Below are 25,769 nucleotides of genomic sequence, written 5' to 3' on the forward strand. Positions count from 1 at the left end.
AGACGAGGACGTCAGACGTGGATCTGTTCGAATACCAGGCCCGAGACATGTTCGAGAAGCACGGCGTGCCGGTGCTCGCCGGCGCCACCGCCACCACCCCGGAGCAGGCTCGCGCCGCCGCCGAGGAGATCGGTGCCAAGAGCGGCGGGGTGACCGTCGTGAAGGCCCAGGTCAAGACCGGTGGTCGAGGCAAGGCCGGCGGCGTCAAGGTCGCCAAGTCCGCCGACGAGGCACAGCAGCACGCTGAGGCGATCCTCGGCATGGACATCAAGGGCCACACCGTCGGCACCGTGATGATCGCCCAGGGCGCCCAGATCGCCGAGGAGTACTACTTCTCGGTCCTGCTCGACCGCGCGAACCGCACCTACCTCGCGATGTGCAGCAAGGAGGGCGGGATGGAGATCGAGCAGCTCGCCGTCGAGCGCCCCGAGGCCCTCGCCCGCATCGAGGTCGACCCGAACACCGGCATCGACGAGGCCAAGGCGCAGGAGATCGTGTCCGCGGCCGGCTTCGACGACGAGACCGCTGCGAAGATCGTCCCGGTGCTGCAGTCCCTGTGGACCGTCTACCGCGACGAGGACGCCACGCTCGTCGAGGTCAACCCGCTGGTCAAGACCGAGGCGGGCGACATCGTCGCCCTCGACGGCAAGGTGACGCTCGACGAGAACGCCGGGTTCCGCCACCCCGACCACGAGGCCCTCGAGGACAAGGCCGCAGCCGACCCGCTGGAGGCCGCCGCCAAGGAGAAGGACCTCAACTACGTCAAGCTCGACGGCTCCGTCGGCATCATCGGCAACGGCGCGGGGCTGGTCATGTCGACCCTCGACGTCGTCGCCTACGCCGGCGAGGAGTTCCCGGGTCAGCCGAAGCCGGCCAACTTCCTCGACATCGGTGGCGGCGCCTCCGCCGAGGTCATGGCCAACGGGCTGCACATCATCCTCGGCGACGAGCAGGTGAAGTCGGTGTTCGTCAACGTGTTCGGTGGCATCACCGCCTGTGACGCGGTGGCCAACGGCATCGTCGGCGCACTGAACAACCTCGGGGACGAGGCCACCAAGCCGCTCGTCGTCCGGCTGGACGGCAACAACGTGGAGGAGGGCCGGCGCATCCTCGCCGAGGCCAACCACCCGCTGGTGACCATCGAAGAGACCATGGACGGCGCGGCCCGCAAGGCCGCCGAGCTGGCTTCGGCCGCGACCAACTGACAAGGGCCGGGAGAACACACCAATGGCAATCTTTCTCGACGAGAACTCCAAGGTCATCGTCCAGGGCATGACCGGCTCCGAGGGCATGAAGCACACGCAGCGCATGCTCGCCTCCGGCACCGCCATCGTCGGTGGCGTCAACCCGCGCAAGGCGGGCACCACGGTCGACTTCGACGGCGGCGTCACCGTGCCCGTCTACGGCACGGTGGCCGAGGCCATCGAGGCGACCGGCGCCAACGTGTCGGTCATCTTCGTGCCGCCCGCGTTCGCGAAGTCTGCAGTGGTCGAGGCGATCGACTCCGAGATCCCGCTCGCGGTCGTCATCACCGAGGGCATCGCGGTCAAGGACTCCGCGGAGTTCTACAACTACAGCAAGGGCAAGGCGACCCGCATCGTCGGGCCGAACTGCCCCGGCCTGATCAGCCCCGGGAAGTCCAACGCCGGCATCATCCCCGCCAACATCGCGGGCGCCGGGCGGATCGGCCTGGTCTCCAAGTCGGGCACGCTGACCTACCAGATGATGTACGAGCTGCGGGACTTCGGCTTCTCCTCCGCGGTCGGCATCGGCGGCGACCCGATCATCGGCACCACCCACATCGACTGCCTCGAGGCGTTCGAGAAGGACCCGGAGACCGACGCGATCGTGATGATCGGCGAGATCGGCGGCGACGCCGAGGAGCGCGCCGCGGCATACATCAAGGACCACGTGACCAAGCCGGTCGTCGGCTACGTCGCGGGCTTCACCGCTCCCGAGGGCAAGACCATGGGCCACGCCGGCGCCATCGTGTCCGGCTCCGCGGGCACGGCCGCTGCCAAGCAGGAGGCCCTCGAGGCGGCCGGTGTCAAGGTCGGCAAGACGCCGTCCGCGACCGCCGAGCTGATGCGCGAGATCATGCGAGACCTGCAGAAGTAGCTTCTGCCGCAACGCAGTTCACGACGGCCGTCACCCTGGTGGGTGGCGGCCGTCGCGCTTCCGCGGTATGCCGTGGGGGTGCTGGTGGCGGTCCCGCGGAGGTCTACTTCTGGCGGGCGAGCGCCAGCAGGCGGTCGAGCTCGGCGAAGCCCTGCGTCGGGTCGGCGACCGCGGTCAGGACGATCGTGGTCACCGCGCCCGACGTCCTCTGGGCGGTCACGCCGACCCACTCAGAGAGGCTCGGCGACCCGTCGACGAAGACGGTGTCGAGGCGGAACGTCCCGTCGGTCGGTCCCGCTGTGGGCTTGACCGAGTAGTTGGGACCGTCGCACCCGTTGGCGTACAGCTGCTTGGCCTCCGAGATGCGGGCGCTCACGTAGCTCTTGCGGACGGCGGCGTCGGTCGCGTCGTCGAGCTGGACGCGCTGTCGGCCGATGTAGCCGGTGGTGCCGTTGCCGATGCGGACCGACACCACGCCGACGCGGCCCCCGATGCCGGCCTGCTGGGTGTCGGTCTCACAGCTCGCGACGGTGGTCGACCCCTCGAGGGCTCCCGGACCATCGGAGGTCTTGGCCCCGCGGGTGAGTGCCTGGGAGGCCCACTGCGAGGCGGCGACGAAGAGGGTGGACGACGGCAGGGGGTCCGGACCGGTGACGGTCATCTTCTGGTTGACGGGCTTGGCTCCGGGCGTGCCCGCGGTCCCCGACGTGGTGGCGGAGTCGCTGGCCGTCGCGTAGCGGTCGAGCCGCTGCTGCGCCACCAGCGCGAGAGCGCCCAGCTCGTCCGTCGTGAACCCTCCGGTCTTCACGTCCGGGAAGGCAGGGTCGATGAGCTGCAGCAGCTCCACCCCGTCCCGGCCGGGCACGACGGCGAACCATCCGGAGCCGGCGTCCTTGGTGCCGTAGGAGTACAGCGAGTAGGCGCCGACGTGCTCGGACCGCACCGTGAAGCTCGGACCGGCCTGGCACGTGGCCACCGAGTGCGACAGCGCGACGACCTTGGTCGGGTCGCCGCCGGTGCGCCAGTAGGTGGCGGCCGCGCTCACCGGCGAGCTGGCCTGCGTCACCGACTGCTGGAGGCTCGGCCTGCCCATCGAGTCGGCGCACTCCACCCCACCCTCGAGGGTCGTGGCCTGGGTGAGCCTGACCGAGTCAGCCGGCAGGTCGAGGGTGGTCTCCCACTCCCGGGCGAGTGGGAGCAGGCCCGGGGTGTCCAGCGACGACGTCGTGGTCGGTGACGCGGACGCGCTCGTGGTGGTGCCCGTGCTGGTCCGCGCCGCGGGAAGGTGTACGAGGTCGCCGTCCTGGCCCAGCAGGTCGAACCCGACCGTCCCTGCGACCACGGCGGCCGCAGCCGCTGCGGCACCTACCGCGAGAAACCGGCGGCGACGACGCGCCATACCCCTTGCCTTGACGAAGCGGACGTCGGGAAGGGGAGCCGCCTCCACGTCGGTGCGCAGGGAGGTCAGCGCAGCGCGGACCCGGGCGTCGTCTGCCGCCGTCCAGTCGTCGTGCTCAGCCATGGGGACTCTCCTGGTGCTGCAGGGCCTGGGCCAGCTGGGCCCGACCCCGGTGCAGGCGCGCCTTGACGGTGCCTGCGGGGGTGTTGGTCTCGTGGGCGATCTGCTCGATGCTCAGGTCGCCGATGTAGTGCATGGTCACGGCCTCGCGAACCGGTTCGGCCAGGGTGCGCAGCGCCGCCACCACCGCCACCCGGTCCTCCGTGGGCGGACCCACCGAGTCGTGGGCCCCGTGTCGTTCGTGGGCGCGGTCCTGGGTGGTCCGCTTGCGCCAGCCGGAGATCGCGACCCGGCGGGCGACCGTGCGGACCCAGGCGAGGGGGTCGTCGTGGGTGCGCACCGTGGACCACTGCTGCCACGCCCTCGCGTAGGCCTCCTGGGTGGCGTCCTGCGCGACGGTGAGGTCGCCGGTGAACGCGTAGACCAGGTGGACGACGCGACGGGAGGTGTCACGGTAGAACGCGTCGAACTCCGCCTCGGCGGACTGCGCGCCCATCGTCACCTCCTGCGTCGGCGTTGTCGCGCCGGTCGGAACCACCATGGCCATCACACCGCAGCAGACGCGCTCGCGCGAGGTTGGGTTGCGGCGCGTTCGGACATTTCTCACCCGTCCTCGGCGTTGCACGGCGGCTCAGGCAGCACGGTCGGAGACGATGGGGCAGCGATGACTGTGATGGAGATGTTGAGGGCGGGGACCTCGTCGACCGGCGACGGGCCGGGCTCTGCCGTGCACCGCAAGGCGCTCGTGGCCGGGGCCCTGGCCGCTGCGGGATCGGCCACGGTGTTCGTGCTGCCGGCCCTGCTCGTCTGGGTCGCCGCCTCCGAGAGCACCGTGACCTGGACCAGCTCGCTGGGCGTCGGAGCCAGTCTCTGGCTGCTCGCGGGGGGCGCGCACCTGGCCGTCGGCGGCACCCACCTCACGGTCGTCCCGCTGCTGGCCTTGGCACTGAACGTGGCCGTCGGGGCGTGGGCCGCGACCCGCGCTGCCCGCGAGACCGCCGACGCGCGCACCATCCGACTGGCGCGCGACCTGCTCCACCGCCCCCTCGGCGCAGCGCTCCTCGCCTGGGCCACCGGGTATGCCGCGTGCGCCCTGCTGTGGGTGGCCGTCGCCTACCTCGCCGGTCCCCACCCGGTCGTCTGGACCCTCGTCTTCCCCGTGCTCGTCGTCCCCGTCGTCTCGGTGCTGCTGGCCCTCCAGCGACTGCTCAAGGGGCGACCGGAGCTGGCGGGTCCGGGCCTGACCCGTCCGGCCTGGCTGCCCGAGGCGGTCCGCCGGGCCCTTCGACCGGGCCTCGAGGGGGCTGGCGTGCTGCTCGGGGCGGGCACCGTGATCTGCCTCGTGCTGCTCGTGCTGCGGTTCAGCGAGGTCCGCCACCTGCAGGCGGAGCTGGCGCCCGGGGTGATCGGGGGAGTCGCGTTGACCCTGGCCCAGGTGGCCGTGCTCCCCAACCTCGCCCTCTGGGCCGTCTCGTTCGTCGCCGGTACCGGGTTCTCCGCGGTCGAGGGCGCCTCGGCCACCTGGACCGGCAGCCGCACCTCGCTGATGCCGATGGTGCCGGCTTTCGGTGCGCTGCCCCAGCCGGGTGCCTTCCCCGGCTTCCTGCCCGTGGTGGTCCTGCTCCCGGTGGCCGTCGGTGCCCTGGTTGGATGGCGTTCGCTGCGCGCGGTGGCTCGGCTGTCCACCGAGCGCACCAAGCTGACCGTCGCGGGGACGTCGGTGGTGGTCGCCGCCGGGGCGATCGGACTGCTCGACGTGCTCGGGGGCGGGTCGCTCGGGAGGGCTCGGCTGTCCGACATCGGCGCCCCGGCCGGCGCGATGACCCTGGCCCTGCTGGTCGAGCTGGGCCTCGGTGCCGCGATCGTGCTGGTCTGGGACCGCTGGAAGCTGCGCCGCTGACCCACCTCGGACCCACTGACCCCCGGTTCGATGTAAACACGCCGGAGATTCCCGGCGTGTTTACATCGAACGAGTGGCCCGGGCAGCGCGTCGTGGACGCGGGTGCGGCCGCGCGGCCGTGGCTCGGTATCGTCTCCCGCGTGACTGCCCCCGAGCCGACCGGGATCGTCGTGCTCGTCTCCGGATCGGGCACCAACCTCCAGGCCCTCATCGACGCCACCGCGGACCCTGCGTACGGCGTGCGGATCCTCGCCGTCGGTGGCGACCGCGCGGGCATCGCCGGCCTGCACCGCGCTGGGGCGGCCGGCATCACCGTGTTCGTGTGCCGGGTGGAGGACTACGACACCCGGGCCGAGTGGGACGCGGCCCTCGCCGAGCGGATCGCCGACCACCAACCCGCCTTCGTGGTCTCCGCCGGCTTCATGAAGCTCCTGGGACCCGAGGTCCTCGGACGGTGGACCGTCCTCAACACCCACCCCGCCCTGCTGCCGTCCTTCAAGGGCGCCCACGCGGTGCGTGACGCGCTCGCGGCCGGTGCCACCCAGACCGGCTGCACCGTGCACGTCGTGGATGCCGGGATCGACACCGGGCCGGTGCTCGCCCAGGCCACCGTGGACGTCGAGCCCGGCGACACCGAGGACACCCTCCACGAGCGCATCAAAGCCGTCGAGCACCCGCTGCTCGTCGAGATCGTGGGCCGCGCGGCCCGCGAGGGAATCACCGTTTCCGATGGGAAGGCCACCATTCCGTGACCGCACAGCCAGCCACCACCTCCACCCCTGACGCCGCGGACGCGGGACGCAGGCCGATCCGCAGGGCACTGGTCTCGGTCTACGACAAGACCGGGCTCGAGGAGCTGGCGCGCGGGCTGCACGAGGCCGGCGTCGCCCTGGTCTCGACCGGCGGGTCCGCTGCCCTCATCGAAGGACTCGGACTCCCCGTCACCAAGGTCGAGGACCTCACGGGCTTCCCCGAGTGCCTCGAGGGCCGGGTCAAGACGCTGCACCCCCGCGTGCACGCCGGGATCCTCGCGGACACCCGCAAGGCCGACCACGTCGCGCAGCTGGCCGACCTCGGGGTCGAGCCGTTCGAGCTGGTCGTGGTGAACCTCTACCCGTTCCGCGAGACGGTGGCCTCGGGTGCCGGCCCCGACGAGGTGATCGAGCAGATCGACATCGGCGGTCCCTCGATGGTGCGGGCCGCGGCCAAGAACCACCCCAGCGTCGCGGTCGTCACCGACGCCGCGGCATACCCGGCGGTGCTCTCGGCCGTCGCGAACGGCGGGTTCACGCTCACCGAGCGCAAGCGCCTGGCCGCCCAGGCGTTCGTGCACACCGCCGACTACGACAACGCCGTCGCGAACTGGATGGGCAACGCCTACGTCGACACGAGCGACGGCACCGGCTTCCCGGCCTGGACGGGCGCCACCTTCCACCGGGCCAACGTGCTGCGCTACGGCGAGAACCCCCACCAGCCGGCCGCCCTCTACACGCACTGGCGCCCCGGCGTCGCCTCCGCGGAGCAGCTGCACGGCAAGGACATGTCCTACAACAACTACATCGACACCGATGCCGCCGTGCGCGCCGCGTACGACCACGGCGACCAGCCGACGGTGGCGATCATCAAGCACGCCAACCCGTGCGGGATCGCCGTGGGCGCGACCGTGGAACAGGCGTATGCCGCGGCTCACGCGTGCGACCCGGTGTCCGCGTACGGCGGCATCATCGCGACGAACCGGCCCGTGACCAAGGCAATGGCGCTCGCCGCGAACGAGACCTTCAGCGAGGTCATCGCGGCTCCGTCGTTCGACGCCGACGCGCTGGAGGTGTTGCGGGAGAAGAAGAACCGGCGACTGCTACAGCTCCCTGCCGACCTGGCGGCGCACCGCGACCCGATCGAGACGCGGCCGATCAGCGGCGGGCTGCTCGTGCAGGTGCCCGACCGGATCGACGCGGTCGTCGAGGGCGAGACGCCCGGCGGGGACGACGCCTCGAGGTGGCGGCTGGTGGCGGGTCAGGCAGCGGACGAGGCGACGCTCGCCGACCTCCAGTTCGCCTGGCGCGCGGTGCGTGCGGTGAAGTCCAACGCGATCCTGCTCGCCAAGGACGGCGGCTCCGTCGGCATCGGCATGGGTCAGGTCAACCGCGTCGACTCCTGCCACCTCGCCGTGTCACGGGCGAACTCCGACGGCGCCGACCGGGCGCGGGGTGCGGTCGCCGCGTCGGATGCGTTCTTCCCGTTCGCCGACGGGCTGCAGGTGCTGCTCGACGCCGGGGTGCGAGCCGTCGTCGCCCCCGGTGGGTCGGTGCGGGACGAGGAGGTCGTGGCCGCAGCCGAGGCCGCCGGCGTGACGATGTACTTCACCGGGACCCGTCACTTCGCCCACTAGGTCCCCCTCTCCGACTTGTTGCGTTCAGGTCGTCACGAGACCCGGAATTCTCGGGGTCGGTGACCACCGGAGCGCAACAAGTGGGGGGAGAAGGGGGGTCAGTCCGGGGTGGGGGCGCGGTAGCCGGTCGGCTCGCCGGAGCCCAGGTCGACGATGGCTGCCACGGGGCCTCCGCCGTCAGGGCCCTGGTGCGCGGCCGACACCGAGACGAACACCGCCGGGTCGCCGGTCACGGAGGCGGTGACGCCACCGACCGCCGACTTGATCTGGCGGTGCCAGTGCACGTCGGAGTCGTCGAGCATGGCATTGCGGCGGCCGCGGACCTCGCCGTTCTGGCTGACCTCGCACTTGAGGAACACGTTGACGAGCCGACCCTGGAGGTCGGAGGAGTGCGGCCGCTCGGGGAGCTCGAGCCCGGCGTCCTTGATGGCCGACCACACGCCGTCGGCGTCGAGGGCGTCACGCATCACCGAGTGCCCGATGCGGTAGCGGCCACCGATGCCCTTGGTGTTGCCCACCACGACGACCTGCGCCTGGTCGAGCTCGACGCCGGAGGAGCACGAGGCCACGGCGGAGAACAGCGACCGGTTGTTCATCACGTCGGCGTCGGTCGGCATCTCGATCTCGCCGAGCGCGACCGCGATCCCGAGACCGGTCGTGCCGTTCGACAGGTCCATCGACTCGTGGGTGTGGTGGGTCCAGACCGACTTGCCGCGTGACTCGGCGTCGCGGATCGTGTGGATCGTCAGCAGCGGGGTCTTGGTCTGCACGTAGTGGACGTCGGCAGGGTCGGTGATGCCGGCCTTCTCCATCGCCACTTTCACGGCGTCGGCGACCTTGGTGATCATGCCGGTGTAGCCGATCTCCTCGGGCAGGATCGGCTCGCTCATCGCGAACCCGACGGTCAGCCGCAGGTCGTCGGACTGCTCAGCCTGGTCAGCCGGCACGGTGGCGAAGATCGTGGCGTGCGGGCTGATGATGCCGTCGGTGCCGCCGGACCACACGATCGGCACCTGCTTCACCTGGTCGGCCGGAGCCCCCTTGGCGACCAGGACCTCCCGGAACGCGCGGTCGGCGATGATCCGGGTGTAGTCGTTGACGCCACCGTTGCCCTCGGTCTTGCCGATGATGGCAATCACCCGGTTGGCGTCCATCACCCCGTCGTCGATGAGCTTGGCCAGCTCACTCGCGTCGGACACGTGGTGGATCGGGACCTTGCGGACCTCAATGGGTTCGGGCATGGCGGTCACCTCTCTGGTTCTCTGACAGCTGGTGGCGGGTCGTCGGCTGCCGGGGCGGCATCGTCGCCGGTGGGCTCGGTGGGCTCGGTGGGGATCGAGGGGTTGCCGATCACGGTGCCGACGTCGCCGTGCAGCGCGTCGGCGATCCGGTCGAGAGCGGTGATCACGCTGCGTCGGCCACCGTGGCGCACGAACCGCATGGCGGCCTCGACCTTGGGCCCCATCGACCCCGACGCGAACTGGCCGTCCGCGGCATACGCCTCCATGTCGGCCAGCCGCACCCGCCCGACAGGTTGGGCCCCGGGAGTCCCGAAGTCGAGGACGGCGTTCTCGACGTCGGTGGCGATGACCAGGACGTCGGCGCCGATGGCGCTGGCGAGCACCGCTGCGGTGAGGTCCTTGTCGATCACGGCCTCGACGCCGTGCACCGTGCCGTCGGCTTCGCGGACGACGGGTATGCCGCCGCCCCCGGCCGCGACCACGACGTAGCCCGCGGCGAGCAGGGTGTGCAGCGTGTGGGTCTCGAGCACCTCGATGGGCTCGGGGGAGGCGACGACCCGGCGCCAGCCCTGGTGGCCGCGGTCCTCCCACGTCTCGCCGTGCTCGATCAGCGGCTGGGCGAAGTCACGGCTCAGGAACCGCCCGATCGGCTTGGTGGGATTGGCGAAGCCGGGGTCGTCGGCCGCCACGAGGGTGCGAGAGACGATGGCGGCGACCCGCCCGTCCACGCCCTGCGCGGCGAGGGCGGCTTCGAGGGTGTCGAGGATCGTGAACCCGATGGTTCCCTGCGTCTGGGCGCCACACCAGTCGAGCGGGACGGGCGGCACGACGTGGGCGGCGATCTCGTTCTTGACGAGCAGGTTGCCGACCTGCGGGCCGTTGCCGTGGGTGAGGACGACCTCGTGCCCGGCCGCGACGACGGTGGCGACGTGCTCCATGGCGCGGGAGATGGCCTCCCGCTGGGCCTGCGGGGTGGCGCTGCCGTCGGGACCGGTCATGGCGTTGCCGCCGAGCGCGATCAGGACCCGCATGCCACCTCCGTTCGTCGTCCGTGCGGCGAGCCTAGGGATGCCCGGCGTCGCGTGACGTTGGCAGGACCTGCCCAATGGCACGGGTCGACTTGGCACTTCTGCGGCGGCGACCGGTCCTGGGCCGCGCGCCGGTCAGCGCGGCGCCTCTGCGCCGCCGCTGACCGGCGCCTGGGCGACCCCGAGCGCGATCACCAGGTCGGCCACCCGGAGCGGGTCGTCGAGGGCGTCGCCGAAGAGCTCACGCAGCTGGCCCACGCGGTAGCGGACGGTCTGCGGGTGGACGAACAACGCCTCGGCGACCGGCTCACGACGACCGCGGTGCAGCAGCCAGAGCCGCAGCGTCTCCTCGAGCCGTTCGCGGCTCGCCGGGGTGGAGTCGTCCAGGGGGGCCAGCGCCTGCGCGCGCAGGTCGGCCAGGGCGGCCGGGTCGGCGCCCAGCACGATCTCGGCCAGGTGGGCGTCCGTGTCGTATGCCGTGCGCCGCCCCGTGCGCGTCGCCCGCCCGCGCAGGGCGCGCTGGTGGGAGGTGGCGGCCTCGCGCCACGGCCGCGTGGGGCCCAGGACGACGTCGTGGCCGTCCAGCGCCTGCACGAGGCGGCGGCGGGCGGTCGGGGTGAGCCGGGGCACGATGAGAGCCGCGACGTCCTCGCGGGCGTCGACCCCCGGGACGTCCTCGGTCAGGACGAGCGACCTGCCGTCGACCAGCGTGCGGGTGTGGTGCAGCTCGGAGTCGGGGGCCAGCAGCACGGTCACGCTGCGGGGGAGGTCCCAGCCGGCTCGCTCGGCCCGCCGGCTGACCAGCTCCTCGGAGGCACCCCGCAGCATCTCGAGGGCGAGCCGCTCGAGCTGGCGCTGCTGGACGCGTTCGGCGGTGGCGAGCTCGTCGGCGTGGCCGGCCACGCTGGCCGCGGACAGCTCGTCGATGTAGGCGAAGACCAGCTCGGCGAACCGGGCGAGCAGCTCGGCACTCATGCCTGCCCGGACACTCTCCTCGGACAGCCCCCGCCAGGAGACCCGGGCGCCGATCCGGTAGGCGGACAGCAGGGCGTCCATGCTGCGTCCGCTGCGGGCCTCGCCGCGACCGAGGTTGTACGACGCCTCGCGCGCGGGGCCGAGGGGGGTGCTGGGGTCGTCGGAGCGTGCTGCGATGGAGAGGAACGTGCCGAGCGCGACCTGCACGGCGGTCTCGATGTTGCCGACGAGGTACTCGCGTGCGCTGGCGTAGCTCGGCACCTCCTCGATGATGGCCTCCACCGCGTGGCTGGCGACCGCGGGAAGGGCGCCCTTGAGTCGGGCGAGGACCTCGGGGGACATCGTGAGGCCGGCCGCCCGCTCCGTGGCGGAGGCGGCCGTGGCGACGGCGGCGGCCGTGGAGGTCGGCGTGGTGGAGGTGGGCGTGGTGGAGGTGGCGCCAGTGGACGGGGTGACCGATGTGGCGGAGGATGAGGCTTGAGACGGCGGTTTGACGCTCATATTGTTCCTAGCGAACAAAAGACTGCGGATCTGTCACTCTGACAGGTCAGGAAATTAGCCTACCTGATCGCTCATGATGGAACCATGACCGCAGTTCTCCCACTCCGCACGACGTCAGGGTCCACCAGCCCCCTGCCGTCCCTGCGCACGGTCCTCCGTCGAGTCGCCGAAGCAGTCGCCACCCCCGTGCTGCCCGACGACTACCTCGACCTCATCGCGCCCATGCGGGCCGGCGCCGACCTGCGTGGCCGGGTCGTCTCGGTGACCCCCGAGACCCGCGACGCCGTCACGGTGCAGATCAAGCCGGGCCGCTCCTGGGCCGGTCACGTCCCCGGGCAGTACATCCGCATCGGGGTCGACGTCGACGGCGTCCGCAACTGGCGCGCCTACTCCCTGACCTCGCCGGTGGCGTCGCCCGACAGACTGATCTCGATCACCGTCAAGGCCATCCCCGACGGCAAGGTCAGCAACCACGTGGTGCGCGCGCTGCAGCCCGGCACGCTGATCCACCTCGACCAGGCGACCGGCGAGTTCGTGCTCCCGACGCCCCGTCCGGCCAGGGCGCTGTTCGTCACCGCCGGCTCCGGTGTCACGCCCGTGATGGGCATGCTGCGCAACCACCTCGACGAGCTGCACGACGTCGTCGTCATCCACTCCGCGCCCACCGAGGCCGACGTCATCTTCGCCGCCGAGCTGCGCGAGTGGGCCGAGGCCGGACGCATCCGCCTCGTCGAGCGGCACACCGACATCGAGGGCATGGTCGGCACCGACTCCCTCGACGAGCTCGTGCCCGACTGGCGCTTCCGCGAGACCTGGGCCTGTGGCCCGGCCGGCATGCTCGACGCCTTCGAGGCGGCCTGGGCCGATGCCGAGATCACCGACCGACTCCACACCGAGCGCTTCCGCCCGGTCGTCATCGCCGAGGGTGAGGGTGGCACCGTCACCTTCGGCGGCCAGCGCATCACCGTCGATGCCGACGGCTCGACCCCGATCCTCGACGCCGGCGAAGCCGCCGGTGTCCTGATGCCTTCCGGTTGTCGGATGGGCATCTGCTTCGGCTGTGTCGTGCCCCTGAAGGAAGGTGCCGTGCGCGACCTGCGCAACGGCGACCTCACCATTGCCGCCAAGGGCGACGGCATCCGCATCCAGACGTGTGTGTCGGCTGCTGCCGGCCACTGCGAGATCGACCTCTAAGGAGACCTCATGACTGCCACCGCAGAGACCTATGACCTCACCATCGACGGTTCCGCCGCCTCGACCCCCAAGGCCCCCGGCACCCCGACGCCCCGCTCCACGAACAGCCGGCTGTCCACCGCCATCGCCGAGCGCCGCCACGTGCCGAAGCGCTCCGGCAAGGCCGACCCCACCGGTCACCTGAGCGCCGAGGACGTCGAGGCGCTGGCCATGGAGCTCGACGCGCTGCGCCAGGAAGTCCTGGAGTCGCGCGGAGCCAGCGACGCGGCATACATCCGCAAGGTGATCGACGTGCAGCGCAAGATCGAGCTCGCCTCGCGCGCCGTGCTGCTCTTCTCGATCTTCCCGCCGGCCTGGATCGTCGGCACCGCCGGTCTCTCCGTCGCCAAGATCCTCGACAACATGGAGGTCGGCCACAACATCCTCCACGGCCAGTGGGACTGGATGCGTGACCCCAAGATCCACTCCACGACCTGGGAGTGGGACAGCGCCACCCCGGCCGCGCTGTGGAAGCACAGCCACAACGAGCTGCACCACACGTACACCAACGTGATCGGCAAGGACAACGACCTCGGCTACGGCATCATGCGCGTCGACGAGGACCAGCGCTGGACGCCTGCCTACCTCGGTCAGCCGCTCTACAACTTCCTCAACATGTGCTTCTTCCAGTACGGCATCGCCGCGTACGACCTGGAGATCGGCAAGCAGCTCGCCGGCCGCGGCGACAAGGAGGAGTTCAAGCGCAACGGGAAGATGGTGCTGCGCAAGGTCGGTCGCCAGGCCCGCAAGGACTACCTCATCCACCCGCTGCTGTCGGGTCCGTCGTTCTTCCACACCATCGCCGCCAACGCGACGGCCAACTTCGTCCGCAACGTCTGGACGCACTCGGTCATCATGTGCGGTCACTTCCCGACCGGGGTCGAGACCTTCGCCCGCGCGTCCATCGAGGGCGAGAGCCGTGGCGAGTGGTACCTGCGCCAGATGCTCGGGTCGGCCAACATCTCGGGAAGCAAGGTCATGCACATCATGACCGGCAACCTGAGCCACCAGATCGAGCACCACCTGTTCCCCGACCTGCCGAGCAACCGCTACGGCGAGATCGCCCCGAAGGTGCAGGAGATCTACCAGCGCTACGGCCTGACCTACACGCAGGGACCGCTGCCCAAGCAGGTCGCCTCCGCGTGGAGCCAGGTCATCTCGCTCGCGCTCCCGAACCCCGAGCCGGGTCGTCACCGCGTCGGCCTCGCCGCGGAAGCCATCGGCAAGCAGGTGCGGCGCAAGCTGCGCAACCGCAAGCCGCTGCGGGCGATCTGAGGTCCAGCGTCCACGGACATTCCCGTTCGAGGTGATACCCGACCGCAATCCGGTCGGGTATCACCTCGAACCGCGTCAGGCGCGGCGGGCGGTGACCAAGAGGTACTCCCAGTCGAGCACGGTGTGCCCGTCGCCGCGGTCGAACCGCTCCGCGAGCGCGACCAGGTCACGGTCCAGCGCGGCCACCTTCTCGGGGTCGTCGGCGATGGCCCGGTAGACCGCGATGGTCGGTCCGTAGTTCGCCTTGAAGAAGTCGCGGAACTCCTCGGGCGTCGCGAACTGGTCCACCACGAGGTCCTGCTGCCGAGCCGTGAGGTCGGTGACCCGATCGCCCAGGAGCTCACTGACGTGGTCGACGTGGCCCCACAGCGGGGGCGGCTGCGCACCGGGCGGTGGGGCCGGCGCATAGGGCTTCATGGTCGTGAACATCTGCCCGATGAACCCCTCGGGCGTCCAGCTGACCAGCCCGATCGTCCCGCCGGGGCGGACGCACCGCACGAGCTCGTCGGCCGCGGCCTGGTGGTGGGGCGCGAACATGATGCCCACGCAGGACACGGCCGCGTCGTACGCGCCGTCCTCGAAGGGGAGCGCCTCGGCATCGGCCACCCGCCAGGTGATGGTCAGGCCCTCGGTCTCGGCGTCCGCACGCCCCTTGTCGAGCAGCTCGGGAGTGAGGTCGGTGGCCGTGACCTGCGCCCCGGTGCGTGCTGCCGGGATCGCGACGTTGCCCGACCCGGCCGCCACGTCGTGCACCCGCTGGCCGGCGGTGATGCCGGCTGCCTCCACGAGCAAGGGCCCGAGCGAGGCGATGACGTCACTGGCCACCACCGGGTAGTTGCCCAGCGCCCACATGGCCGCGTGCCGCCCCTTGAGCGCGCGATCCTCGTCGGTGTCGGTGACCGCCGTCGCTGATGTCTCTGTACTCATGGTGCTGGTCCCCTTCGGTCTGCGGCGTCACGGGTGGTTTCCCCCGCGATCACGAAGGTAGGAGCGGCGCACCGCTGCCGGCATCGGTGGATGCACCCATTGCGGGCGTGCAGACGACTACGTGTATGCCGTCAGGCGCGGGTGAGGAGGCGGGCGACGGCGCCGGCGCGGGCTGACTTCCCGTGCAGGTCGAGCTTCGTGTAGATGTTGCTCAGGTGCCGCTCGACGGTCCGGACGCTGAGGGTGAGCGCGCGGGCGATGGCGTCGTTGTCGAGCCCCTCGGACGCGAGCCGGAGGATCTCGACCTCCCGTGTCGAGAGCTGGTCGAGGCCCTCGGTGCCGCCGCCTCCCGACCCGGCCACTGCTGTCGCCCGCGCGGAGGGCGTCGGTGCGGAGGGCGCCGGGGCCCCGTCCTCGGCCAGGAAGTCACGCAGCTCCGCGACGTAGGCCGACCACGCGGGCTCGTCCTCGAGCACGATGTGGTTGTCGCTCTCGAGCGCGACGAGGCGGGCACCGTCGATCCGTGCCGCGAGGTAGCGGGCCTCCTCGAAGTCGTTCATCCGGTCGCCCAGCGAGTGGATCACCAACGTGGGCACGTCGAGCTCACCCAGGAGGGCGCTGCTGTCGGCTGCCAGCCGCTGCCGACGTGAGCTCCGCGCGGTGTCGGCGTCCGTGGCGACGCGCTGCAGCTCGTCGAGCCAGGTGTGCTGCTCCTCGGTGGCCTGCGGGATCATCAGCGACGTGAACACCCGCCGGAACGCCGAGTCGGGGCGGGCCCACCCGACCTTGATGAGCGCGTCGAGGGTGTCGTTCAGTTCGGCCTCGGTGGGGTCCTTCGACTGCTGCCCGGAGTAGCTGCCGTAGAAGACCAGCCGGGACACGCGTTCGGGGTGCCTGGCGGTGTAGGCGATCGCCACCGGTCCGCCCTGGGCCATCGCCTGGAGCGCGAACCGCTCGAGGCCGGCGTCCTCCACCACGGCCTCCAGGTCGCCGAGCCTGGCCTCCAGGCTGTGGTCGGTGACGCCGCGGTCGGACAGCCCGTGACCACGCTCGTCGAAGCGGATGACGGTGTGGTCGCGACCCCACTCGGTGAGGTAGTGCCGCCAGACCGGCGACTGCCAGTCGTACTGGAGGTGGCTCAGCCAGCAGGAGTCCACGACCATCGGCGGACCTGAGCCGTGCACGGCATACGCGATCCGCACCCCGTCAGGGGCGCGGCAGAACCGGATCTCCTGGCGGGAGACGCTCGCGCTCGCGGCCACCCGACGATGGTACGACTGCGGCCCGGCCCTCAGGGTCCGCTCGGCTCCGAGTCCTTGTTGCTGGGCTCCGAGTCCTCCAGCCACGCACGGATGCTCGCACCGTGCTGGTCGAGTGTGGGGGGCGCGGCGTGCTCGCTGCGCCCACCGGCATACGCGTTGTCGTCGAAGCGGATCGGCGGCCCGGGCAGCTCGATGTGGCCGAGGACCGGGTGGTCGACGTCGAGCACGAGACCCTGCGACCGGGTCTGGTCCCAGTCGTAGACCCGGTCGATGGTGCGGACCTCGCCGGCCGGGATGCCGAGCGACGCGAGGAGGGGGAGCAGCTCGGCGAGGGGGTGTGCCGCGAAGGCGGCGTTGAGGGCCGCGGTGACCTGGTCGCGGTTGACGGTGCGCTCGCGGTTGGTGGCCATGCCCGGGGTCGCGGGGTCGATGTCGAACGCCTCGGCGAGCTTGCGCCACAACGACTCGCTACCGCAGGCCACCTGGATGTCGCCGTCCTGGCAGTGGAACAGGCCGTAGGGCGACAGCGACGGGTGGTGGTTCCCCTGGGCGCGACCGACGTGACCGGCCACGGTGTAGGCCGTGCCCTGGAAGGCGTGGGCGCCGACGAGCGCGGCCAGCAGGCTGGTGCGCACGACGCGGCCGACGCCGGTGGTGTGGCGCTCGTGCAGGGCGGTGACGACGCCGTACGCGCCGTACATGCCGGCGAGCAGGTCGCCGATCGGGACGCCGACGCGCTGGGGGGTGTCGGCGTCGGGGCCGGTGACCGACATCAGGCCCGACTCGCCCTGGGCGATCTGGTCGTAGCCCGCCCGGCCACCCTGCGGCCCGTCGTGTCCGAAACCACTGATGCTCAGCAGCACCAGCCTCGGGTTGAGCTCGTGCAGCCGCTCGGCGGAGAAACCCAGCCGGTCGAGGACGCCGGGCCGGAAGTTCTCGATCAGGACGTCGCCGCGCTGCACCAGCTTGGTGAGGATGTCTCGGCCGTCGTCCGACTTGAGGTCGAGGGTGATCGACTCCTTGTTGCGGTTCGCGGCGAGGAAGTAGGTGGAGATGGGTTCGTCATCGGGTCCGACGAACGGTGGCCCCCAGCCGCGGGTGTCGTCACCAGTGCCCGGTGACTCGACCTTGATGACGCGAGCGCCCATGTCTCCCAACATCATCGCTGCATGCGGGCCGGCCAGGGCTCGCGACAGGTCGATGACGACGATGTCCTCCAGCGGTGCGTTCACAAGTGTCCTCAGAGCCAGTCGACGTCGGCGGCGTCCTTGCCGTCGGCGAGGCGAGCGTAGCCCGGCCCGCGGTCGAAGAACGGCGCCGCGTCGGGTCGGGCCTCGCGCAGCTGCTGGCGCAGCGTGTCGCTCGCCGCGGTGTCCACGGCCGGTTCGTCCTTCGTCCCCGACGCGACCACGCCGTATGCCGTGCGCGCGCCCTCGAACGACACCTTGCCCCAGCGCAGGTCGCGTTCGACGTCCTCGTACGGGCGTTCGAGCGGGTCACCCCAGCCACCACCACCGGTGGTACGGATGCGGATGACCTGGCCCGCCTTGACCGGCTCGGCGTCGGCCAGGGCGTCGACCTCGCGCTCGTCGGGGCCGCCCACGTCGATGGTGACGCTGAACGAGCTGCCGGCCTTGCCACCCTTGACGCCCCAGCAGGCGAGGATCGAGCGGTCGGCGATGGACATGAAGTGGGCGTCCTTGAGCATCCGGATCTGCTTCTCGTAGCCCAGCCCGCCGCGGTAGCGCCCCGCGCCGCCGGAGTCGACGGCCAGCCCGAGCCGCTCGACGATGAACGGGAACCGGCTCTCGGTGAACTCGGTCGGGAGGTTGCGCGAGTCCGGCACGACGTGGATGGTGTCCTCACCATCGGCGTAGTAGCGGCCACCCGAGCCCCCACCGAGCACCTCGCGCATCAGGTAGTCGTTGCCGTCCCGGTCCTTGCCGTAGACGCCGGTGTAGCGGATGGTCTCCTGGTCGGCGGGCATCTTGCCGTCGACCGCCTTCGCCACGACCCCGGCCAGCACCCCGAGCAGCCGTAGGATGACGAAGGTCCGCGCGTTGGTGGGGGCCGGGAAGATCGGGGTGAGCAGGGTCCCCTTGTCGGGGAACCGCATCTCGATCAGCGGCACGACACCCTCGTTGACGTCCAGCTCGGCCATCCGCTCAGGGGTGTCGGCGAGGTTGCGCAGGATCGGAGCCAGCCACTTCTTGAGGAAGTTGCCCCCGACGTAGTCGCCGCAGTGGTTGATCGGGCCCTTCGCCTGGGGTGCGGTGCCGGTGAAGTCGATGACCAGGCGCGGACCTCCGTCGCCGGGGCCGGGTCCGCCGGTGGGCTCCTTGGTCAGGGTGATCCGCTGGGTGTGCAGCCTGGGTTCGTCGACGCCGTCGTGCTCGGCGTAGTCCTCCCAGACGTAGGTGCCGTCGGGGATCTTCGAGAGGATCTCGCGCCGGTAGGTCTCGGTGGTCTGGTCGAGGATGGTGTCGAAGGTCGCCTCGATGGTGTCGCGGCCGTAGCGCTCGAACAGCTCGGACAGCCGCCGGGCGCCCATCAGGCAGGCCGAGCACTCGGCGTCGAGGTCGGCGGCCAGCGAGTCGGGCATCCGGCTGTTGCGGGTCATGATCCGCAGTGCCGCCTTGTTGGGAACCCCCTTGTCCCACAGCTTGATCGGCGGGACGGCCAGTCCTTCCTCGAAGACGCTGGAGGCGTTGCTCGGCATCGAGCCCGGCACCGCTCCGCCGATGTCGTCGTGGTGGCCGAACGCCTGGACGAAGGCCACCACCTCGCCCCCGCTGAACACCGGGACCGTCACGCACAGGTCGGGCAGGTGACCGATCCCGCCCTCGGACTCGTAGACGTCGTTGTGGAAGAAGACGTCGCCCTCGGCCATCTCGGCCAGGGGGAAGTCACGGACGATCGGGTGGACCAGGGCGCTGTAGGAGCGACCGGTCAGCTTGCGCAGCTGGCGGTCGTGGATGCCGGCCCGGAAGTCGTGGGCGTCGCGGATCATGGGCGAGCGGCTGGTGCGCGCGATCGCCGTCTCGACCTCCATCTCGACGCTGGCCAGCGTGCCCTGCACGATCTCGACGAGGATCGGGTCGACCTGCGTGCCCAGCGGGGTCAGCCGGTTGCCGTGCTCGTATGCCGTGGGCAGGCCAGCGGGGTTCATCGGGCACCTTCCGTCGTCGTCGTGGTCGTCGAGGTCGTCGTGGTCGCCGGGGTCGTGGCGGCGGTCGGGGTATCCGGGGTGCTCCGCGTGATGACCAGGTTGCCGATCGCGTCGACGCGCACCGTGAAGCCCGGGTGCACCGGGACAGTCGACCCGAACTCCTCGACGATGGCGGGACCGTCGAACGTGTCCCCGGCTCGCAGGTCTGGCCGCCAGAGCACCGGGGTGTCGCGGTAGCCCTCGCCCGCGTCGAAGCAGACGGGCCGGCTGACCCCGGTCTTTGAGCGATCCGACGGGTCCTGGTCCGCCGGATCGCTCAAAGACCCGGCTTCGGAGTCGCGGGTCGGCAGGTCGCGCAGCTCGGGGCGGGTGATCGGGCCGACGCCGGTGACCCGCAGGTTGACCCACTCCACCTGCTGGCTCGGGTCGGTGGCGAAGTCGTAGCCGTAGAGCGCGCGGTGCGCCTCGTGGAACGACTCGGCGACGTGCGCGGCATACGCCTCGTCGACGGGGCCGTCGGGGGCGGTGACGCGCACTTCGAAGGCTTGGCCGAAGTACCGCAGGTCGACGGTGCGGGTGTAGCGGTGGGCGTCGCGGGGGAAACCTTCTGCGTCAAGGGCTTTGGCGGCTCGGTCGGTGAGGTGGTCGAAGGTCTTCTGGACCGCGGCGTGGTCGAGTGCGGTGTGCTTCGACACCATGGTCTGGACGTAGTCGTTCTTCACGTCGACGGTGAGCAACCCGAACGCGCTGACGTTGCCGGGGTTCTGCGGGACGACGACGCCGGCGAGGTCGAGGATGTCGACGAGCCGGCAGGCGAGCAACGAGCCGGACCCGCCGAACGTCGTCAGCATGAAGTCGCGGACGTCGAGCCCGCGCTTCACCGAGACCTGGCGCAGCGCGTTGGCCTGGTTCCAGGCCGAGATCTCGAGGATGCCGGTCGCGCACCGGACGGAGTCGATGCCCAGCCTGGCCGCGAGCGCGTCGATCCCGCGGCGGGCGGCCGCCACGTCGAGGGGGATCTCGCCACCCAGCAGGTGTGGGGGGATGCGGCCGAGGACGACGTGCGCGTCGGTGATGGTCGGCTCGGTGCCGCCCTTGGCGTAGCAGAGCGGTCCCGGGTCGGCTCCTGCCGAATGGGGACCGACCTTGAGGGTGCCCTCGGGGGAGACCCAGGCGACCGAGCCACCGCCCGCGCCGACGGTGACGACGTCGATCATGGGGATCTTGCTGGGGTAGGCGCCGATGGTGCCCTCGGTGGTCAGCGTCGGCTCGCCGTCGAGCACCACCGACACGTCGGTCGAGGTGCCACCACCATCACAGGTGAGCACCTTCGGGAAGCCCGCGCGTCTCGCGATCAGCCCGGCCCCCAGCGCGCCGGCGGCAGGTCCCGACAGCACCGTGGTGATCGGTTGGTTCACGACCTCGTCGGCGGACAGCACGCCGCCGTTGGACTTCATGATCGAGAAGGCGGCGTCCGGGGCGATCTGCGACAGGCGCTGCTGGATGTTGGTGACGTACCGGCTGACGTTCGGCTTGACCGCGGCGTCGACCAGGGTGGTCATCGAGCGCTCGTACTCGCGGTACTCACGCAGCACCTCGCTGCTGATCGAGACGATCGCGTCAGGGTGCTCTCGACGCAGCACCTCACGCATGGCCAGCTCGTGGGAGTCGTCGGCATACGAGTGCAGGAAGCAGACGCCGAGGGTGGTGATGCCGTGGTCGCGGAACCAGTGCGCTGCGGCCACGGCGGACGCCTCGTCGAAGGGACGGATCTCGTTGCCCTGGAAGTCCATCCGACCACCGACGGTGCGGACTGCGTCGGCGGGCACGATGCGCGGGGGCTTCACCCAGAAGTAGGAGTTGCCGTAACCGTCCGGGACCGCCTGGCGGGCGATCTCGAGCATGAACTCGTAGCCCTCGCTGGTGACGAACCCGAGCCGCTCGACCTTGCCCTCGAGGAGCTTGTTGGTGGCGACGGTGGTGCCGTGGGCGACGGCGGTGACGTCCGCGCCGGTGGCGCCCATCAGGTCGAGGACCTTGGTGACGCCGGTGATGAAACCGTCGGCCGGGTTGCTGGGCGTCGACGGCGTCTTGGTGGTGACCAGCTCGCCGGTGCCTTCCTCGAACGCGACGACGTCGGTGAACGTGCCCCCGGTGTCGATCCCGATCCTGATCCGTCGCTGCGCCATGCGTGAGATTCAACCGGTCGGGCGGTCGCGTCGCCTTGGCACAAGTTGCCAACAGGCCTCGCCAGGGCTGTGTCGTCAGTTGGCCCGTACGAGGCGGTACGCGCGCAGGGCCGGCAGCAGGCCGGTGACGAGGCCGACGAGCACGGTCACGGTCCCGGTGCGCAGGTAGACGCCCAGGGGCGGGTGGAACCGCTCGAGCTTGACGGCGTCGATGTGGTTCAGCAGGTCGGGGTCGAGCCGCGCCATCGCCACGCTGGCGGCCATCGCCAGCACCCCGACGGCCACGGCGACGACGAGTCCCTCGAGCAGCGCCGCGCCGAAGAGGGTCGAGCGAGTGGCCCCGAGGGTGCGCAAGGTGACCAGCTCGGGGGTGCGCACCTCCACGAGGGCGGTGGCCACGACGGCGACCGCGATCGCGCCGAGGCCGAGGGCGACCCACGCGAAGAGGTCGCCTTGCTCGCGTTGCTGACGGAGCACTGGTGTGAGCGTGTCGTGGCTGTCGACCCGGTAGCCAGCGGCCAGACGCAGCCCGGCGGTGCGCGCGATGGCCTCCGCGATCCCCGCGACGTCGGGACACTCGGCAGCGGTGCAGCGCCAGTAGAGCGAGGCGCTGTCGGGCGCGGCCCCCAGGAGCTGCACCAGGCTGCGACTGGCCAGGACGTCGTTGACCAGGGCTTTGTCCTGCTCCGCCGACCCGCGGTGGGCGGGGACGTCTGGCAGGACGACCGGGCTGTGGGCCCACCCGTCGACGAGAGGAGCGGTCGCAGCGTCGGCAGCCGTCACGGTGACCAGGGTCGTGGGGCTCACGCCCAGCCGGTCGGCCAGGGGTCCGCTCACGACCAGCCGAGGCATGGCTCGCCCACCGTCCACCTCGCTGAACGCCCGCGACCGGGCCGTCGTGGCGCTGATCTGGGTCCACGGGCCGTGGAAGGAGGTCAGCGTCGCCGACGTCTCCGGGCCTGTCGTCGGCGCCTTGGCCGAGGTCAGGCCGGCCGGCACACCGGCCTGGAGCACCACCACTGCCGCGGGGTGCGCGCGGAGCTCGTCGTCGAGGGTGGCGTCCATCGTCGCCAGCTGCGCCAACGAGGGCGGCGCCTCGAAGTCGGCGCGGAAGGTCTGTTCGTAGCCGAAGACCGCCGCACCATAGGTGGTCACGGCCTGCTCACTCGCCTCGGCCGCCAGCGAGGTGAACAGCTGGGTGCCGATGGCGCCGAGCAGGATCGCTGCCTTGACGAGGACCCGGCCCCGGTTGCCCCTGACCTCCTGCCCGGCCAGGATCGCGGCCTGCCTCACGTGGCAGACCCCCCGACCGCGCCTGCGGACGCGTCCTCCTCGTCGCACCCCACGACCGCGCCCCGGTCAGACGCCTCGTCAGGGCCCAGCCCGGGGGGCGCCACCAGGGGCGCCAGCTGACCGTCGCGCAGCACCAGCAGACGGTCGCACTCACCCGCGACCACCGGGTCATGGGTGACGACGACCAGGGCCGCCGCGGTCTCGGTGACCGCGTCGCGCAGGATGTCGAGCACTGCACCGGCCGTGGCGTCGTCGAGCGCGCCGGTCGGTTCGTCGGCCAGGATCAGCGAGGGCCGCTTGACGAGCGCTCGCGCCAGCGCCACCCGTTGCTGCTCCCCGCCGGACAGGGTGCGCGGCCGGGCCCGGAGCCGGTGCGACAGGCCCACCAGCTCCAGGGCCCGATGCGCCTCGCGGCGACGGGTGCGGGTCGGCAGCCCGGCCAGGACAGCGGCGGTCTCGACGTTGCCGGTCGCCGTGAGGTGGGGCAGGAGCCGGAACTCCTGGAAGACGAACCCGATGTGCCGAGCGCGCAGGTGCGAGCACGCCCGGTCGGACAGGCCGGCGACGTCGGAGCCGAGCAGCCGGTAGGTGCCCCGGTCGAACGGCTGGAACAGGCCGAGGGCTCGCAGCAGCGTGCTCTTGCCCGCCCCGGACCGTCCCATCACGGCGACGGTCGTGCCCGGCGCGACCTGCAGGGTCGCCTCGGCGAGGAGCTCGGTCACCCCACCTCCGCGGGTGCGGAACGACTTGGCCAGACCGGTGGCATCGATGACGAGAGCGCCCGGCGGTTCGCTCACGGAACCGGTCACGGTGCCGCGAGGAAGTCGGAGGCGAGGGGGAAACGCAGCACCCGCGCCGCCGCCGGCAGACCGGTCACCTCGATGCGTGCCCCGTCGTGCTGGCCGAGCGTCACCGCGGTCACCACGCGGGTGCCGTCGTCGACCACCACCACCTGCCCCACCCCGCTCGTGCCCTGGACCGCAGTCACGGGAAGGGTGGGGACGTCCGTGCGTCGGCTCACGACGAAGGCCGTGGAGGTGCGCAGCCCCTCCACCACGTCGACGTCGTCCGGCACGGCGAGGACGAGCTCGACGGACCCGTCGGTGGGGTCGTAGGTCCGCGCTTCGTAGCGCACGCTGAACCCCGCTGGGCCGCCGAGGATCCTGGTCTTGCCCGTCGGCGGTGGACGCATCAGGTCGTACAACGCGGCGGGGTCGGTGACGGTCGCCCGGATCACGAAGCCGGGCGGCCGGATCCGGACCACCTCGGCACCCTCTGTCACCGGCGCCCCCGCCACCGTCGTGACGGTGCCTGCGACCGGCGTGCGCACGGCATACCAGTGCTCGTGGCACGCCGGCGTCGCGGCGGTGGCGGGACCTGTCGCGACCGCAGCGGTCGCACCTGCGCTCGCCGCCGTTGGCTCGGGCGTCGGCACGCAGACGCGGACGGTGCCCACCTGCGTTCCCGGGCGCACCACGCTGCCCCGGCGTAGGCCGCGGGCCGGCGTGAACGTGCCTGTCCACGCCGATCGGACCGCGCGTTCCGGCCGTTGTTCGACCACGCCCGCGACCTCGCGCGCCCGGTAGAGGTCGGACTTCTCGACACCGACGGTCTCCGGAGCGCTCGCCGACGCACGGACCAGCGGCGGCTCGTCGGGTGACGAACCCGGCGACGTCGAACAGGCCGCGGCCAGCCCCAGGCTGAGCGCCACGACGAGACAGGAGACACCGCTCCGGACCAGGCCTGCCACTGGGGCCAGTGGCAGGCCGTCGCGGGGGACTACTCGAATCCGTCGTGACACGTGTTGGCCGTGACGAACGCCTGCGTGCTCTCGAGGTTGCCCACCGCCAGCTGGTCGGCCAACCCTGCGAAGTACTCGTCGCCCCCCGGCATCAGCTGACCGGCGCGCACGAGGCCCGCGCGCACCTCGGTCGTGTCGGCGTCTGACCTGACGGCGTCGATGGCCTTGAGCGCCCACGCGCACTGGTTCACGATGGCGACCTGGCCCTCAGCGGCCGTGTCATCGAGGACGACGTCGCCAGCGGCTGCGGCGACCTGCTTCCACATCTGCTCCGGTGTCATGTCGTACCCCTCCGGCCAGGTGGCCCGGTCGTGGTACTTGCGCAACAGCGGGAGGAAGCGCCCGCCCGCCCCGGCACCAGCCGTCTTCACCACCGTGGCGTCGGCGCTCTGCTTCTGCTCGACCGACCCGACCGGGTCGTCCTTCCCGCCGCAGCCAGTGAGGGTCAGGAGTGCGACCATCGCGCTGGACACCCCCAGCACCGCTGCTGTCCCGCCCCGGGGGCGGCTGCCCTCACGCAAAGTTGTAGTTCCAGTACTGCGTGGACGTGAAGCTGCCGGTCTTGGCGTAGCCCCGGTACTGGACGCGCAGGCAGGTGCCCGCCAGGAAGTCGGTGCCGAGGACGCGGCGGCCCTCTGCGACGGTGATGTCGTACTTGGTGGCCCCGGTGCCGCCGCTGATCTTGCAGCTCGCCCAGCGCGCGTCGATGGCGATCCCGGAGATCACGTCGAGGCCGAAGTCGTCGTTGGTGTGGTTCTGGTAGTAGCTGGTGCCCCCGATCGTCCACGCGGTGATCGACCCGGTGGTCGAGGTCGACGTCGTGGTGTTCGCGCTGGCGCTCGCCGTGGTGGCTGCAGCCAGGCCGATCGCGGCGAGCGTGGAGATCGCCGCCCTACGGATGGATGTCCTCATCTGTCCCCCTGGTGATGTCATGTCCCCATGTTGGTGG

22 protein-coding genes are annotated in these 25,769 nt (G+C 71.3%); 7 read left to right on the forward strand and 15 right to left on the reverse strand.

Going from position 1 to position 25,769, the window contains the following annotated elements; genetic code table 11:
* Positions 1-17: 17 nt before the first annotated feature.
* Entirely contained in the window at positions 18-1,205 is a 1,188-nt protein-coding gene (sucC, locus tag AC1DX8_RS16245) for an ADP-forming succinate--CoA ligase subunit beta (RefSeq protein ID WP_477630981.1), read from the forward strand.
* A 22-nt stretch (positions 1,206-1,227) separates the two neighbouring features.
* The gene (sucD, locus tag AC1DX8_RS16250) at positions 1,228-2,118 is read left to right on the forward strand and encodes a succinate--CoA ligase subunit alpha (protein WP_477630982.1); all 891 of its coding nucleotides are present in this window, start codon (positions 1,228-1,230) and stop codon (positions 2,116-2,118) included.
* Between the two features lie 103 nt (positions 2,119-2,221).
* Here sucD and AC1DX8_RS16255 read toward each other — a convergent pair whose 3' ends face one another.
* Both AC1DX8_RS16255 and AC1DX8_RS16260 read right to left on the reverse strand, forming a co-directional pair.
* Positions 2,222-3,640 carry a hypothetical protein gene (locus AC1DX8_RS16255; RefSeq protein ID WP_477630983.1) on the reverse strand — a complete coding sequence of 473 codons (1,419 nt, stop codon included), beginning with the start codon at positions 3,638-3,640 and terminating at the stop codon, positions 2,222-2,224.
* Complete coding sequence (locus AC1DX8_RS16260) at positions 3,633-4,133, reverse strand: RNA polymerase sigma factor (protein WP_477630984.1); 501 nt, start codon at positions 4,131-4,133, stop codon at positions 3,633-3,635. Before AC1DX8_RS16260 ends, AC1DX8_RS16255 begins: the two co-directional genes overlap by 8 nt.
* A gap of 168 nt (positions 4,134-4,301) precedes the next feature.
* Between AC1DX8_RS16260 and AC1DX8_RS16265 the strand changes: the two genes are divergently transcribed.
* The 3 genes from AC1DX8_RS16265 (at position 4,302) to purH (ending at position 7,926) form a co-directional block, all read left to right on the forward strand.
* A complete protein-coding gene (locus tag AC1DX8_RS16265) occupies positions 4,302-5,537 on the forward strand; it encodes a cell division protein PerM (RefSeq protein ID WP_477630985.1) in 1,236 nt (411 codons plus the stop codon).
* 140 nt (positions 5,538-5,677) lie between these two features.
* A complete protein-coding gene (purN, locus tag AC1DX8_RS16270) occupies positions 5,678-6,289 on the forward strand; it encodes a phosphoribosylglycinamide formyltransferase (RefSeq protein ID WP_477630986.1) in 612 nt (203 codons plus the stop codon).
* Complete coding sequence (gene purH, locus AC1DX8_RS16275; protein WP_477630987.1) at positions 6,286-7,926, forward strand: bifunctional phosphoribosylaminoimidazolecarboxamide formyltransferase/IMP cyclohydrolase; 1,641 nt, start codon at positions 6,286-6,288, stop codon at positions 7,924-7,926. Before purN ends, purH begins: the two co-directional genes overlap by 4 nt.
* A gap of 98 nt (positions 7,927-8,024) precedes the next feature.
* On the opposite strand, the gene bar is transcribed toward purH, so the two are convergent.
* The 3 genes from bar to AC1DX8_RS16290 form a co-directional block, all read right to left on the reverse strand.
* Complete coding sequence (gene bar / locus AC1DX8_RS16280; protein WP_477630988.1) at positions 8,025-9,167, reverse strand: barbiturase; 1,143 nt, start codon at positions 9,165-9,167, stop codon at positions 8,025-8,027.
* Between the two features lie 5 nt (positions 9,168-9,172).
* On the reverse strand, positions 9,173-10,198 hold the full coding sequence (locus tag AC1DX8_RS16285; protein WP_477630989.1) for a carbamate kinase: 1,026 nt from the start codon (positions 10,196-10,198) through the stop codon (positions 9,173-9,175).
* Positions 10,199-10,330: 132 nt separating this feature from the next.
* Positions 10,331-11,671: a PucR family transcriptional regulator gene (locus AC1DX8_RS16290; RefSeq protein ID WP_477630990.1), complete on the reverse strand. Its 1,341-nt coding sequence runs from the start codon at positions 11,669-11,671 to the stop codon at positions 10,331-10,333.
* A gap of 84 nt (positions 11,672-11,755) precedes the next feature.
* Here AC1DX8_RS16290 and AC1DX8_RS16295 point away from each other — a divergent pair, with 84 nt between their 5' ends.
* Entirely contained in the window at positions 11,756-12,865 is a 1,110-nt protein-coding gene (locus tag AC1DX8_RS16295; RefSeq protein ID WP_477630991.1) for a ferredoxin reductase, read from the forward strand.
* 9 nt (positions 12,866-12,874) lie between these two features.
* Positions 12,875-14,179 carry a fatty acid desaturase family protein gene (locus AC1DX8_RS16300; RefSeq protein WP_477630992.1) on the forward strand — a complete coding sequence of 435 codons (1,305 nt, stop codon included), beginning with the start codon at positions 12,875-12,877 and terminating at the stop codon, positions 14,177-14,179.
* Between the two features lie 75 nt (positions 14,180-14,254).
* Here the strand turns inward: AC1DX8_RS16300 and AC1DX8_RS16305 are convergent, their stop codons facing one another.
* The 10 genes from AC1DX8_RS16305 to AC1DX8_RS16350 all read right to left on the reverse strand — a co-directional run bounded on the left by AC1DX8_RS16305 (position 14,255) and on the right by AC1DX8_RS16350 (position 25,732).
* Positions 14,255-15,106, reverse strand: a complete 852-nt coding sequence (locus tag AC1DX8_RS16305; protein ID WP_477630993.1) for a class I SAM-dependent methyltransferase — start codon at positions 15,104-15,106, stop codon at positions 14,255-14,257.
* A gap of 131 nt (positions 15,107-15,237) precedes the next feature.
* A complete protein-coding gene (locus tag AC1DX8_RS16310; RefSeq protein WP_477630994.1) occupies positions 15,238-16,368 on the reverse strand; it encodes an alpha/beta fold hydrolase in 1,131 nt (376 codons plus the stop codon).
* Between the two features lie 29 nt (positions 16,369-16,397).
* On the reverse strand, positions 16,398-17,600 hold the full coding sequence (locus AC1DX8_RS16315) for a CaiB/BaiF CoA transferase family protein (protein ID WP_477630995.1): 1,203 nt from the start codon (positions 17,598-17,600) through the stop codon (positions 16,398-16,400).
* An 8-nt stretch (positions 17,601-17,608) separates the two neighbouring features.
* On the reverse strand, positions 17,609-19,537 hold the full coding sequence (locus tag AC1DX8_RS16320; RefSeq protein WP_477630996.1) for a hydantoinase B/oxoprolinase family protein: 1,929 nt from the start codon (positions 19,535-19,537) through the stop codon (positions 17,609-17,611).
* The gene (locus tag AC1DX8_RS16325; protein ID WP_477630997.1) at positions 19,534-21,726 is read right to left on the reverse strand and encodes a hydantoinase/oxoprolinase family protein; all 2,193 of its coding nucleotides are present in this window, start codon (positions 21,724-21,726) and stop codon (positions 19,534-19,536) included. Before AC1DX8_RS16325 ends, AC1DX8_RS16320 begins: the two co-directional genes overlap by 4 nt.
* Positions 21,727-21,801: 75 nt before the next feature.
* Entirely contained in the window at positions 21,802-23,019 is a 1,218-nt protein-coding gene (locus tag AC1DX8_RS16330) for an FtsX-like permease family protein (RefSeq protein WP_477630998.1), read from the reverse strand.
* The gene (locus AC1DX8_RS16335) at positions 23,016-23,816 is read right to left on the reverse strand and encodes an ABC transporter ATP-binding protein (RefSeq protein WP_477630999.1); all 801 of its coding nucleotides are present in this window, start codon (positions 23,814-23,816) and stop codon (positions 23,016-23,018) included. The genes AC1DX8_RS16330 and AC1DX8_RS16335 overlap by 4 nt, the downstream gene beginning before the upstream one ends.
* Positions 23,817-23,824: 8 nt before the next feature.
* A complete protein-coding gene (locus tag AC1DX8_RS16340; protein ID WP_477631000.1) occupies positions 23,825-24,730 on the reverse strand; it encodes an efflux RND transporter periplasmic adaptor subunit in 906 nt (301 codons plus the stop codon).
* 68 nt (positions 24,731-24,798) lie between these two features.
* On the reverse strand, positions 24,799-25,293 hold the full coding sequence (locus AC1DX8_RS16345; protein WP_477631001.1) for a hypothetical protein: 495 nt from the start codon (positions 25,291-25,293) through the stop codon (positions 24,799-24,801).
* A gap of 40 nt (positions 25,294-25,333) precedes the next feature.
* Positions 25,334-25,732, reverse strand: coding sequence for a hypothetical protein (locus AC1DX8_RS16350; RefSeq protein ID WP_477631002.1), 399 nt, complete (start codon positions 25,730-25,732; stop codon positions 25,334-25,336).
* Between the last annotated feature and the right edge of the window lie 37 nt (positions 25,733-25,769).

This window comes from Pedococcus sp. P2_A3, assembly GCF_056405035.1.